12 protein-coding genes are annotated in these 13,114 nt (G+C 40.0%); all 12 read right to left on the bottom strand.

The window, feature by feature from the left end; translation table 11 throughout:
• Positions 1 to 872: glycosyltransferase family A protein (locus tag EAG18_RS03950; RefSeq protein WP_148098520.1), on the bottom strand; the 872-nt coding region annotated here is incomplete at its 3' end.
• A 347-nt stretch (positions 873 to 1,219) separates the two neighbouring features.
• Positions 1,220 to 2,161, bottom strand: a complete 942-nt coding sequence (locus EAG18_RS03945; protein ID WP_125251099.1) for a glycosyltransferase — start codon at positions 2,159 to 2,161, stop codon at positions 1,220 to 1,222.
• Positions 2,158 to 2,904 carry a class I SAM-dependent methyltransferase gene (locus EAG18_RS03940; protein ID WP_125251098.1) on the bottom strand — a complete coding sequence of 249 codons (747 nt, stop codon included), beginning with the start codon at positions 2,902 to 2,904 and terminating at the stop codon, positions 2,158 to 2,160. Before EAG18_RS03940 ends, EAG18_RS03945 begins: the two co-directional genes overlap by 4 nt.
• Entirely contained in the window at positions 2,894 to 4,360 is a 1,467-nt protein-coding gene (locus EAG18_RS03935) for an oligosaccharide flippase family protein (protein ID WP_125251097.1), read from the bottom strand. Before EAG18_RS03935 ends, EAG18_RS03940 begins: the two co-directional genes overlap by 11 nt.
• Positions 4,327 to 5,355 carry a TDP-N-acetylfucosamine:lipid II N-acetylfucosaminyltransferase gene (locus tag EAG18_RS03930; protein WP_125251096.1) on the bottom strand — a complete coding sequence of 343 codons (1,029 nt, stop codon included), beginning with the start codon at positions 5,353 to 5,355 and terminating at the stop codon, positions 4,327 to 4,329. The genes EAG18_RS03935 and EAG18_RS03930 overlap by 34 nt, the downstream gene beginning before the upstream one ends.
• On the bottom strand, positions 5,349 to 5,921 hold the full coding sequence (locus EAG18_RS03925) for an acyltransferase (RefSeq protein WP_125251095.1): 573 nt from the start codon (positions 5,919 to 5,921) through the stop codon (positions 5,349 to 5,351). Before EAG18_RS03925 ends, EAG18_RS03930 begins: the two co-directional genes overlap by 7 nt.
• The gene (locus tag EAG18_RS03920) at positions 5,899 to 7,011 is read right to left on the bottom strand and encodes a DegT/DnrJ/EryC1/StrS family aminotransferase (RefSeq protein WP_125251094.1); all 1,113 of its coding nucleotides are present in this window, start codon (positions 7,009 to 7,011) and stop codon (positions 5,899 to 5,901) included. The genes EAG18_RS03925 and EAG18_RS03920 overlap by 23 nt, the downstream gene beginning before the upstream one ends.
• Positions 7,012 to 7,169: 158 nt before the next feature.
• The gene (locus tag EAG18_RS03915; protein WP_125251093.1) at positions 7,170 to 8,456 is read right to left on the bottom strand and encodes a hypothetical protein; all 1,287 of its coding nucleotides are present in this window, start codon (positions 8,454 to 8,456) and stop codon (positions 7,170 to 7,172) included.
• Between the two features lie 379 nt (positions 8,457 to 8,835).
• Positions 8,836 to 10,893, bottom strand: a complete 2,058-nt coding sequence (locus EAG18_RS03910) for a secretin N-terminal domain-containing protein (RefSeq protein WP_125251092.1) — start codon at positions 10,891 to 10,893, stop codon at positions 8,836 to 8,838.
• Between the two features lie 13 nt (positions 10,894 to 10,906).
• Entirely contained in the window at positions 10,907 to 11,416 is a 510-nt protein-coding gene (locus tag EAG18_RS03905; protein WP_125251091.1) for a hypothetical protein, read from the bottom strand.
• Positions 11,409 to 11,975, bottom strand: a complete 567-nt coding sequence (locus EAG18_RS03900; protein ID WP_125251090.1) for a GspMb/PilO family protein — start codon at positions 11,973 to 11,975, stop codon at positions 11,409 to 11,411. The genes EAG18_RS03905 and EAG18_RS03900 overlap by 8 nt, the downstream gene beginning before the upstream one ends.
• The gene (locus EAG18_RS03895; protein WP_125251089.1) at positions 11,968 to 13,107 is read right to left on the bottom strand and encodes a hypothetical protein; all 1,140 of its coding nucleotides are present in this window, start codon (positions 13,105 to 13,107) and stop codon (positions 11,968 to 11,970) included. The genes EAG18_RS03900 and EAG18_RS03895 overlap by 8 nt, the downstream gene beginning before the upstream one ends.
• Positions 13,108 to 13,114: the final 7 nt, after the last annotated feature.

The raw sequence follows: 13,114 nt of genomic DNA, 5'->3' as shown, positions 1-13,114 counted from the left end.
ATCAACAACAACAAAAACGCAATAACTCTATACTTATCCCAAATTAAAAACTCATTGCTTTTCAATACATTTAAAGCAGTTTGCTTATTACCATTCATCAAATTCTTCCTAACACAGCTCATTACCGAAAGGTGCAAAAGGTACTTGATACTAGTAACAAACATTTTTGGAGTATCAGGCTCCCTCGCTAATGTATCGAAATAGTAAATATGTGGAGAGAGCTGTACGCTCTCTGACGACTCAGATTTAGAGGCATTTAGGTCATACACAACGGCTAATTCTGGAGCAAAAACAAGCTGAGATTGACATGCTAATTTTCCCCACACCACCTGATCTTCACCAAGCTTTACACCAACTGGAAACATACCTACCTGCTTCAAAGACTCAGTCCTAATACATACAGAAGATGAAGTGATTGGAAGGTCTGCATTACAACAAGCGAGAAAATAATCATCAACTTGGCCATCTGTACTTGGCAGATGTGTATTTTTAGCTGGCTTTAACTCATCGCCATCAAAGAATTGATAGCCAGTAAAGAAAACTGATGCGTCCGAATACTTTTCATGCAAGGCTTCAATCGTTTCAAGGAAGTTTGGCAACCAATAATCATCGGCGTCTAAAAACGCAATAAAGTCACCTGCCGCAGCTTGAATACCTGAGTTTCTCGCTTGGGATACGCCTAAATTTTCAGGATGTCTGATCAGTTTAACTTGATTGCCAAACCCTTCGACAATATGGCAACTGCCATCCGTTGAGCCATCATCTACCACAATGACCTCAAAGGGTAATGCAGTTTGTGAGAGCGTCGACTTTAAAGCTCGTGCTATAAACTGAGCTTTGTTGTACAAAGGTATGACTACTGATATTTTCATTTACTTCCTGCTCTACAAGACTTGTAGATATCCATCCTTTGCTATCTTCAAAAGAGTCTCCCAATTAAACCTGAACAAATTGCTTTATTGGTTGATTTTGCGAACACGCAATTATAGGGTATTTTATGACAGTTTGGTACTGTTAGAAGTGTACTTATTTGTAACCTGTAAACCGCGATTATGCTCGTCAAGAATTACAATTGAAAATAGCCACTGCGGTGCTGTCGCGACTCTTGCTTAACTTATCATGGCTCATGCTTTATAGAGTGTGAAGATGCCCTTTTCTCTTCTAAATACTTATCAGGACACCGAGAAGTGTGTCCAAAAGGATTTATCTCCACGCCCGTTTATTTTCCATGAGTCTTTTTATAGACAGGCCTTTGCTGATTAAATAACCCACTAATTTTGCCAACCTGACGTATATAAAGGAGCCTTCCTTTCATTTTTTTGCTTGCAGAGACAAAAGGTAAATAAAAATAGGCAAGTCCTACTACTCCCCCTAGTACTATCTTGATACACTCAATGCTTATTCGCGCCAAGTGCTTATGATGCAGCAGAATAATTCTCATATCCGCAGCCCCAATCCTAAAAGCACGCTCAGTCGCCCACGCTTTAGTAGCCCTAGAATCGCTATAAAGTTCATGTGAGATTGCTTCATGGGCAACGGCAAATTTTACGCCCGAAGCTTTTAGCCGCGTAAAGTACTCTTTATCACCACCACCATAAATTGAATAGAAAGGATCAAATCTATGTTGGTCAAAAGCACAGTACACTTGCTTATGTAACAAAACACTGGCGGTGCTCTCTAACAACTCAATTTCTGACGTCGTGTTCGCTTGTTCAGGGAAGTAAATGGATAACTCAGTGGCCCAATCGGGAACTTCCTGAGCAAATTCAGCCTTAGCAACACCACCTATAACTTCACACCCCAATTTTTGCTGCGCCTTAACTAAAGCCTGTAACCAATTAGGTTCAACCCACTCGTCGTCATCTACCATTGCTAAATAATCTGCTTGGTGCTCTGTAAAAGCACAATCAAGTAGCGCATTTCTAACAAATGAAATCCCTCGCTTTTCAACGCGAAGTACTTTTAACGGTAAAGCATATTCATTTTTTATCGCATCAACTAACTTAGCACCTGCCAGTTCGTCACAATCATTCTCAGCGACAACAACGGTAACATCCAAACCAAAAATATTTAATTGAGTTACAGAATCAAGTAATTTTAGTAGCCCCTGAGGACGCTTGTAAGTAGGTATGCCTATTACCACTTTTTGTGTACTTATCAATTTTCTACCTTTTTAAATACCGCAAAGTAGCCCATTGGCATCGTATTACTCGTTTTTAACATAAATACCTTTCCAACTTTACTTCTCGCCCAAAACATAGCTAAGGTCTGGATGCACCAGGCCATAAACTTCCCCAAAACTGGGATTTTCGCTAGAAATTTACTCAATACATCAGCCACTATCTCTAGTGCACCACCGATCTCTTCAAGGATCACAACCTCTAAACCAGCATTGTTTGCCATCCTTTCCAATGCAAAACGCGTATAACGATAGTGATCATGAGGTTGTTCATGTAGCCAATACATAAAAGGCGTGTTGATGATAAATGTACCGTCAGGGCGCAATACCCTTGCCACTTCGTGCAAAGTTTTTTGTGGGTCGGTTAAGTGCTCTAATACATCTGAGCACAAGATAGAATCAAAGGAATTATTATCTAGCTCTAGCGGTTTGYTTAAGTCACAAAACTTATCTATGTAGAGGTTATCGTGTAAAGACTCAGCCCAATCTACACATGTTATGCTGTTTACATGCTGTCGATACGCTTCAAAAAAAGGGACTTTGCCACACCCTAAATCAAGTAGATCACCCTTCACGTATTGCTGCAAATGCTGCTGGTAATGTGCTGCAACAAGATCAATTGCCAACCAAGACGACAAACCAATATCACGTGCGTCCTTATTTACGCGTAATGTGCCATTTCGGTAAACAAATTTACTAGGCTGCCATAGCTCTTTATTTCTCATTGTTAACTTCCATGAAAAGTGACGCGAGTCGTGATCTTAGCAAAAATAGTGTACAGGCCATACACAGTAATAAAAACACCATATATAACACAACGCCTTGTGACATCGGCAAGTTAAAGTGTTGATAAAGTAACAACGAAGATAACATAGCAACCGTTGTAAATGACAAAGCAGGGAGTTGCGATTTAATGAAATTAATAAACTGTAAATCTGTAAAAGGTGTAACTAAAACCGGCCAGTGCAGCAAAAACACGATACTTTGCAATATGGCCAACGCGATAACTAACTCTTTTAGCCCGTGTTGTACCATAATGACAATAATCACAGCTCTTTTCACTGTGACGAGCAAGTTCCATAAAAATGAGCGCCTCACAGCACCAGAAGCTTGTAGCAAAGGCCCACATGGATTGATCAATGCTGTAAATAGCATTGTTATCGCCATAATCGAAACTATATCGCTGTATCGATACCAAGACTCACCAAAAGTAAGTTGAATTACAAATTCAGCATAATAATAAATACCAACATATAAGGGTATATTAATACAACCTAAAGCCAGCATTAGCTTTGTATACAGCGCCCCTCGCGCTTGTCTTTTTAATTTTACCAAAGAAGGAAAAGCAACACGATTTACTATTGGATTGATAAACTGAAGGGCAGGCTTGGCAACTAATTCCTTAATATAACTATAGACGCCCAAAACCTCGGCTCCCATCATCTTTGCCACCACCAGTTGATCAAATTGACGCCCAACAAAACTTAAGATGCTCTCTGCACTTTGATAAAGCCCATATCTTAGTGGCGCTTTTATGCTTTGATATTTAGGTATCGAAAAGCCAATATCTTTTTTACAGATAAATGTAGTCACGATTGCCATCACGGCAGCATTAACACTGTGCGCTAACAATGCTGCTGATACTCCTAACTTTAGATATAGCGCATATCCCAGAGCAGCCAACGAAATAAAAGCAGCTGAGACCTCTAAAAAAGCAATATTTTTGAACAATAACTGCTTCTGCATAATCGCCAGTGGCTGAGCACTCAAGGCTCGTAATAACAGTATCACTGCAATCCAAACTTGGTAATTTGCTAACCCTTCGATACCAAAAAATATTTCAATTTGAGGCAATGTGACACTGATAAGTAGGCTTATCAATACAATGATACCGAGCCCTAAGCAATATAATTGCTTTTTGACACTCAAGGTTAAGTTATCAAAATAGATCAACGCATTGGAAATACCAGCATCACTGAGCAATTGGGAAATACTGATCAATAGCGTAATAAATGCCACAATACCCAGCTCGTTTAATGATAGGGAGCGTGCCAGCAAAATAAAAACAGCAAACTGTATGACAGCCTTGATTATTGTTGCAAAGGCTGACCAAGAGAGCCCCTTTACCGTAGAGCGGATGGTTACCATTACTGCATTAGCTCTTTCAATGCCGCGTCCCATTTCGGTGCCAATGCAGATTCGGTAAAACTTTCGCGCATTAGCTGTACGTTATCTTCAATAACTCGTTTTTTTTGCTCAACTATCGTATCGACCGATAGAGTCGAAAATGTCTCAATATCAAACAACCTAAATCCTAACTGAGTTAAAGTATGGTAGGTCGATGTATACGTGTTCAGGTACATGGGTTTACCTTGTAATAGCATAGCGTAAACCACATACAAGCCTTGCTGACGATGATGTGCAAATAGGCTCATATCAACTTCACAAAGCAGCCTATCGTACTCCTCTTTTGTCATCAACTTGGTTATTGGGTAAAAACGAGCTTTTAGCTTTTCCTGCGCGTAGTGCTTGATCTCCTCAACGTACTCTAACGCGCCGCCGTAATTCAATGGGGCATATATATCTATATTAGGTAAGTTAACGTGGGCAAGTTGATCAATTAATTGCTTATGGTTATTAGCTGGATCTGCGGAGTTGCCCATCAGTATCTTAATTCTATCGCAAGGCGGTTTTATCTTGGTTAGGTTAAAGTCAATCAAAGGATATGGTAAAACGTCAACTTTACGTGTCATACGCATGTAACGCTTGACCAAGTCAGCATCGCCTGAGTTTAAGGTAAATACCCGTTTAACCCTATTCAACAGTAATCGATGTGCAAACCAGTTAAGCTGGTTTTTTATTCCAGATACCTTTTCATTACGATAAATTTCAGCTCCCCATAACACACAAATAGAGCGACTAAGCAATCGACTCAATGCAAGCTTTCGGATCAATACCGGAGAGAATAAACCATGGAATATAAAACGGCTTTTCTTTGATTGCCTCTGCAATGCCGCGAATAGCATCTGCTCAGTTGAAAAAAACAGGATCTTGCCTGCTTTGTCTTTTGCACTGCCAAGCACCCAGATTGCTTGCTCACCATCAAAGCAGCGCTCATAAAAGGCCATCATTGGCTGATAATGATGCGGCGTATCAGAAAAAATATGTACTAGCATTGTTCCTTGAACGCTTTTTCTTTATCAAGAAGTGCTCTGCTGCGGCTTTTGACAAAACGAGCTGGCGAGCCTGCCACTATTTTAAACTCATCGACGGAGCGCGTAACTAAGCTTTGGGCTCCCACGGCAACACCATCGTTGAGTGTAACGCCCGGTAAAATAATACTACCGGCACCAATAATACAATGCTTGCCAAGGTACACAGGCTTGCTAGTTACATTGGTAAAAGTTTCGTCTACCGTGGGGTTTGTCATCCACTGACCGCTGTAATCATCGCTACTGGAGTAGATGGTGACTCTTGCAGAAAGCCCCGCATAGTCCGCTAACGTGATGGCGGCGTCACCTATGAGTGAAGAATAAGCGCCAATATGAATATAATTTCCCAGTGAAACCCCTCCAGATCCCGCGGATAAAATACAAAAGTCGTCTATACGCACATGATCACCGAGAGATATTCTTTCTATGCCAAATAATGAAGCCTTCCTTGATATTAAACAATTATCGCCTACGGCTTTAATTCCCAATGCGACTAATTCAGCTTTGCTATAGTGATGCTTTTGTACCATTTACTTCTCTAAACCTTTTAAGTAAGGCGATGATGTTATCACAAATATAATCTACGTCTGACAATTGCAGTTCATAATACATAGGCAAACATAGGACGGTGCGCGAAATCAATTGTGAACAAGGTAAGTCCCTGTGCTCACAATAAAGATTAAGCTCGTTGAGGTCAGGGTAAAAATAACGACGAGTTTGAATGCCCATACCATCTAAGTGCTCACGTACATATAAAAGTTCGCGTTCATTGTTAAATAGTACCGTAAGATAAGCACCATTCGTGCTTGTATTGGGTTTCCAATGTTGAAAATTGAGAAAGTGATTGAGGCGCTCTTTATAATGATTAAATAACGCTACCCGATGGGCAAGAATATCGTCAACGTAATCAAATACACACAGTCCCATTGCTGCGTGCATTTCACTCATTTTTGCATTCGTGCCGATGAGTATAGGAACTTGTTGCCCATTTTGGCCAAAATTAATTATTTTTTTTGCTTTTTCTAAATCGCTTTTGTGCTTAAAAATAACCGCTCCGCCTTCAACAGTGTGGAACAACTTTGTAGCATGGAGACTAAGAGTTGCACAATCACCATACTTTAACAGTGACTCACCTTTATACTTACTGGCAAAGCAATGCGCTGCATCGTAAATGACTTTTAGTTGATATCGCTCAGCTATATTGTCAATTACTTCAACATCGCAAGGGTTTGCAAATACATGAACTGGCACCAAAGCATCTGCCCACTCTAAATCGGCGCTATCCAGTTTATTTGGGTCTAAATTAAACGTGTTTTGACAGACATCACTAAAGCGAGTCGCAATATTTTGCATACGTAGCGCTCCCAGTGTCGCGGCAAAGGTAAAGGGAGTTGTAATGGCTTTTGTGATCCCCATTACTTGGTATGCAATATGTAGCGCCATTGTGCCGTTCGCCACAAGCAATAAATGCTCAACACCAAGGTACTCTTTTAGCTTTTCGGTTAGCTTTTCTTCACATGGGCCTTTGTTAGTTAGCCGGTTTCTCGCAAAGATTTCTGTGATTTGCTGTTGGTATAAACCTATTTCAGGTAGAAAGGGCTGTACTATGGGGTATTTCACTCGGCACTCACATCACTGTAATACTGGTTAGCAGTGTACCTAATGCCTTAGTAGATAGAAAGTACAAAGTTTTATCTACTTTGTTATTAACACTTATTAAAGTGTAAAAATAAAAAGCGAGCCTAGGCTCGCTTTTTTTAGACTACTTAAAAGTTAAATTAGTTAACTTTAACGTGGTCTTGTACGTCTTTGTTGTAGTAAATAGCGCTTACTTCAATGTTAGCTTCTGGAGCGTTAGTAGTTACACGAACACCAGCAACACCAGTTACTTCGTTTTCAGCAGCTAGTGCATCAACAGCAGCAGTAACGTTAGTTACTGCGTACTTACCAGCAGTACCTACAGTTTTAGCAGCAATCATCTTACCATCAGAGTATAGTTCTACCATAATATCACCCTCTACTGTACCGTTATTAGTTACTGCAATATAACGGTTGTAAGTATCAGAGAAAGGCATGATTTCAACAAACTCAGAGTCACCGTTAAGAGACCAAGTTGATACAGTTGAACTGTCCAACACAACTGCTGACTTTGTAGTACCTTCTTTAACGGTAGCTGTAAGTTTGAAGCTTTGCGGAGCAGTTAGCGCTACACGTTTGTCATCTGCAGGAAGAACAAAGTTAATAGTCTCACCACTTAGAGCAGATGTGCCAGATAAAGTAGCTGTGCCATCTTTGATAGTGAACTTGTCAGTCGCTGCTGTACCAACATTTACTTCACTAACACCTGTGAAATCACCAGTAAGTTTTAGTTCAAAGCCATCATCAGAGATAGTAGAGATCCAAGAACCAGTACCTGACTTGTCAGCGAAAGTGAACGAAGGAGCTGGAACTTGCTCAGTAGTACCTTGTTTAACAAAGCCTTTACGTAGCTGAGCAACATCAACTGTACCGTTGCTAGCTGTTGGAATTACTTCGAACTGCTTAGCACCAACAAAAAGCTCTGCAGAGTCAGTATTTGTACCAGTAGCAGTGTCTAAAGTAATACCTGTAGAAGTTTTTGCTACAACTGCAAGAGTGATCTTTTGTTTGTCAGCAAGGTCAGCTAGCTTAAACGTAATGTTGTTGCCATTTAATAAAGCATCTTTTAGCTGAACAGTTTGACCTGTAGTAACAGTATTATCTGTGCGAGCTGTTACACGGAAAGTAAGTTCATTTTTTGTTGCGTTTAATAAACCAAACGTTACGTTGCTTGAGCCTACAAGGTTATAACCTTGAGTGTCAGCAAACTCAGCACCACTTGACAGAGTTAAAGTTACTGTGTCACCAACTGTGTATTCAGCATTTAGGTTAAGAGTAACTTCTGCAGACTCGCTTGTAGTAGCTGCTGCGTCAGCTGCTTGACCTTCAACTGAAACGTTGATTGAGTTAGCTACAGTAGTGTTTACAGCAAGAGCTGAAGTTGAAGCACCAACTAAAGCTAGCGCTAGTAGAGATTTTTTGAACATGTTTTCCATTCTCCAAAGTTTCATGAAACAAGAACAATGTGTGTTCCCATTTTTCTTATATTTGATCATTCAATTAGGCCGTCACCCAAGTGACATCCGATCAAATCCATGCTTAGTCTAACCATTGTCTCTGCATTGTCAAGCAGTTAACTTTGCAAAAACTAAGCGTTAATACAAATAACATAGCGCAGCCTGTAAGGTTGCAAAAAAAGCGCATTAAAATCAAAAGGGTAAACAAACAAGCCCCAGTAAATTGTTGTTTTTTTAGACATTTTCAATTGTAAAAAAAAGTACAAATTCCAGTTTTACCTTAAGCTCTTTAATAAAATAAGCAATTTTCATGTCAGTTTTATGACTATATTAGCGCAATATATCTCATCTAGTTAGATTTATTATTACTAAAATCTAGATTGCTTAAATTCTTCTTAAAAGCATCCATCACACCTTGCCACTGCTCAGACGCCTCAACCACCCTTGGAGTTACCATCACGACTAACTCAGTTTTGGTATTGGTGTCTTTTTTACCATCAAATAAGCGCCCAAATACAGGTAAGTCAGAAAAAAACGGAACGCCTGTATTGGTTAGATTATTATTTTGACTTATCAGGCCACCTAACATAATGGTTTGGCCATCTGCGGCTATGACTTCTGTTTTAATATTGCGGGTAAAAATCGTTGGCTGATTATCAGCTGCTTTATCGCCAGACGCTTGGTTACTGATCTCCTGCTCGATTTCCATCAAAATAACTCCCTGCGCATTGACAGTTGGGGTTACATTAAGATCAATACCGGTTTTACGGTACACCACTGAAGCACGGGAGCCATTAACAGGATCGGTAATAATATCACCTGCTGTTGGGATCTCATCCCCCACCGAAATGTTTGCTTCAACTCCATCACGCACCGCAATGGTTGGTCTTGAAAGCACGTTAACATTTTGATTTTTTTCAAATAGCTGAATATCTAACTTGCCTGTTAACCCTTCTAATACATAGTTAAGCCCAGTATCTGTATTACCAGTAAAATTATAGTAACCAGTTCTAGCGGAGCGGTTGTTGGCAAGCGCAAACTTCACACCTTGACTGAACTCATCAGTTAATGTGACTTCAGCGATAAGTACTTCAAGTACCACCTGCTTTGGCATCACATCCAAACGCTTCACTAATGGAAGTAAGTTGCGATACTCAGAGCCTGAGGTATGAAAAATGATTGCATTAGAGCGCTCATCCACAACCATACGGAGGTCTTCATTATTAACACTTACACTTGTATTTTGAGGGCTTGAACCGCGCTGTTCTTTTACTTCTTCCGTCGCAGACGTAGAGCGACTAATGGCTCCGCTATTTCCACCACCGAGTAAATTTTGCAAGCTTTGCCCCAAATCCACCGCTCGAGCAAACTCAGGTTCAAAAATAAAGTATTGTTTTTCGTTACCGTCTGCTGGTTGATCGAGTTGTTGCGACCAAAATTCAACTCGCTGTAAAAAACCTTCGTTATTAGTAAAGAAAATCAAACTGTTGGTGCGCTCAATAGCGACCATACTAACCGCTTGCTCTGTAGAGCCTGAAATACTGCTGGTTATACCTTCTTGTTTTAACAGCTCGCTAAGCTTTTTACTTAACTCTTTTGCAGGCATAAATACGGATTTATACATACCTATATGACGGTTTCTGAACGCTGGTTTGTCCATCATTTGCATAAATTCGAGTGCTCTAATCACTTCAGCACGCTTGCCTTTAAACATTATCGCATGCTGGTCAAACAAAGGTTGAGCTTCTACGTTTGTCATCTGCCGAATAGTATTTGCTAGCGGTGTCTGCATGCCACTGGTAAACGGCGCAATCTGTATGATGCTGCTCGGGGTGTTAGGCACATCTTCCACTTTACTACCATAGCCATATACCACATTACCACCTGAGGCATTTTCAGAGGGGTGTATATAAAAAATATCATCCTGCTCGCGAATGATAATACCGCGCTCGGTTAGCAAATCTTGACTGATGGAAAATAAACGACGCTTGCTCAACTGTTCTTTAAGATTGATCGTGATTGCATCGTCACTATTGGTGATTTCATCACCAATGATATAGTTAACACCGAGCAAATCGCCAAATACATAATGAAGATAGTCCTTAACTTTTAGACTATCCGCTGTCAATTTTACCAGCTCGCTACTACTAAATTGTTGTGACAAGTTTGGCTGACTGGTTTGTGGCAGTTTACCATCAGGTAATGCCGGTAAATATACTAACCCATTTGACTTTGCCTGTGGGCGGGCTTTGTCGCTTTGTGGAAGTGTCCCTGGATTTACTTTTTCATTTTTATTATCTGCTTGTAGGTACGAATCATTAACTGCAACTGAGTTAGGTACTGAATTACATGCCGACAGTCCCGCTGTGACAATAAAACCGAGTAAGATTTTCTGTGCTTGTTTCATAGTGTTTCCGTCGTTACTGATTGGTACTTTGGTACATAATAAGTGTGATGTGCTGTTCACCCTTGTTAAGCTCTACTTTTGTATTAGATTTAATCGTTAGTATAAAGTCTTCGATCACCTCACCATGATCTAACCTCTTTAGCTCATTTGCACCGGTTTTAACTGAAGTCATGTCTATTAGAGCGTAAGTCGACCCAGATGATTGCACCACAGCCTTTAAGCGCAACTCTTTATCGCGAGCAAAAACAGAGGTCAGTTCACCTGTTTGTTTTGCTTGCTCGTCTAGGCTCATGCCATTGTTTTGTGCATCTGGCTGTTCTGCTTTTTTTACCACCCATGTTTCAAGAGTTTGTTCAATATCTGTTTTACTTTGCTCTGCGAGTTTAGGTAAATAAATCTGCTGGGTATTATCTAGCCTAAACGGCTTACTACTCGCATCAACTTGAATTTGTAAGCGATTAACAGCGTCAATAGCAAAAAGCGTACATATAAACAGGCCAAGATAAACATATGCTTTACGCATCTTGTTCTCCTTCTTGTAAATAAAAGGAGAGCAACAAGCTAACTTCTGCATTACCCGTTTCTTTAGCGTTTAACCCTCGTATATTTAGATCAACATATTCGACAAGCACAACCGGTGATTGGGCTTCGAGCATCACTAAAAAGGCTGCAAAATCAGCTAACTTTCCAGAAATATTTAGCCTCACCTGCTCTTTATGGAGTCCTGCGGATTGATACTTTAAGGCTGGCTGCCAACCGATATTAACGGTGGACAGTTTATGTTCAGTGAGCAATTGGTTGAGCTTTTTTTGTGTATCAATTCTAAATTTTGAAGGCGCTTGCCAATCAAATAACATCGTTTTGAAAACACGTTCTACATCAGCAACCTGTTGTTTTGCTACTTCAATATCTTGAAGCTGCATCATTATCTGACTTGCTTTGATCTGGCGTTTTTGAATTTGAGAAATATGCTCAACTTGCTCTCCTTGCCATGTAACAAGAGGCACTATTGCAAACTTTATAGTGGCCAGCAAAGCAACCACAGCCAAGAGCACTTTATACTGTTTTAGTTGCTCAACCATGATCACCACCCTTTTGTTCCGTTACAGGTTTTGGTTGATAATCTGTTTTATAGGTATTGACAGGAATGGAATAGCTGATCACAAACTCCTCTTTGCCCCGATAGCTTCTAACAGGAAAATCAAACTTGGGACCTTGAACCCAATCAAACTCACTTAGCGACTCCAGCACTGCAATAGCATTTTCACTTTCGCCACGAATGACAAATCGTTCGCCTTTGTATTGTAAACTGTTGACTTTTGCTTTGCTGCGAATGCTATCGAGGAGCAGTAAGTTAGGAGAAATTTTTGGCACGCTTGCCATTACCGCTTGCCAACTCTCAACTCTATTATGATTTTTTTCGTAATCTGAAAATGTTAATAATGCTTGATTAATATTATCTTGATTTTTGTCCAATTCGGATTGAAGGTGCTCTTTCTTTACCACTAAATAAGCACTGCTCAACGCTAAATAAGATATACACACTACAGCACTAAATACCGCTGATTTTTTCGCATAAGCTTGATAAGCCAGCAACCCTTGTGGTTGAACAAAGTGCAACATTGAGCGTTTAAGTAAAGGAAAAATAGAGCAAACCAAGCGCTCTGTTAGGCAACTCTGTGAGTTTATCTCGGATACATTATCAAAGTTTATACCAACAGTGTTAGCAAATCGCTCTGGTGAATTAATTAACCCAAAACGAGCAGCTGAATATATCACTTGATTTCTTTGTGCAAGATAATACTCGTTATTGACTAAAGTTATGCTTGAGTTAGATTCACCAATTGCAATTAGTGCCGATTCAGGCACCACTATTAATGACCCTTCGGCTTTTTTATCGAATAGCCAACTGTTTAAAATAGAGGTACTTTCATCTTGAGCACGTATCTGTGTTGAGTAGCCCCCTGTGCTATGCTTCTGCTTGCGTAGCTTTAGCATACTATTTAATGCTTTACGATCAGTTACAGGTAGCTTGTCGACTTGTTCAATATAATGGTTTCTAGCTACTATTTGGATAAACTTTGGTGATGACGATTTAATTAAATGCCACTCACCCTTATCATAGTTAAGATGAAAGTGCTGGCTATCTTTGTAGTAACTAACCAAACTACAAATTAACTTCTTTTGCCAACCTCGCAGTGCTTGTTCACTCATTGTGTTA

Origin of the sequence: Pseudoalteromonas sp. J010 (assembly GCF_003934235.1) — a bacterium.
Taxonomy (GTDB): Bacteria; Pseudomonadota; Gammaproteobacteria; order Enterobacterales; family Alteromonadaceae; genus Pseudoalteromonas; species Pseudoalteromonas peptidolytica.
The sequence above is the reverse complement of the archived record's forward strand: the minus strand, read 5'-3'. Positions and strand labels throughout refer to the sequence as shown.

Coding starts and splice junctions, on each gene's coding strand:
- EAG18_RS03895 (WP_125251089.1), bottom strand. CDS start 13,107: ATGAGTGAACAAGCACTGCGAGGTTGGCAAAAGAAGTTAATTTGTAGT.
- EAG18_RS03915 (WP_125251093.1), bottom strand. CDS start 8,456: ATGTTCAAAAAATCTCTACTAGCGCTAGCTTTAGTTGGTGCTTCAACT.
- EAG18_RS03925 (WP_125251095.1), bottom strand. CDS start 5,921: ATGGTACAAAAGCATCACTATAGCAAAGCTGAATTAGTCGCATTGGGA.
- EAG18_RS03935 (WP_125251097.1), bottom strand. CDS start 4,360: ATGGGACGCGGCATTGAAAGAGCTAATGCAGTAATGGTAACCATCCGC.
- EAG18_RS03910 (WP_125251092.1), bottom strand. CDS start 10,893: ATGAAACAAGCACAGAAAATCTTACTCGGTTTTATTGTCACAGCGGGA.
- EAG18_RS03900 (WP_125251090.1), bottom strand. CDS start 11,975: ATGGTTGAGCAACTAAAACAGTATAAAGTGCTCTTGGCTGTGGTTGCT.
- EAG18_RS03905 (WP_125251091.1), bottom strand. CDS start 11,416: ATGCGTAAAGCATATGTTTATCTTGGCCTGTTTATATGTACGCTTTTT.
- EAG18_RS03930 (WP_125251096.1), bottom strand. CDS start 5,355: ATGCTAGTACATATTTTTTCTGATACGCCGCATCATTATCAGCCAATG.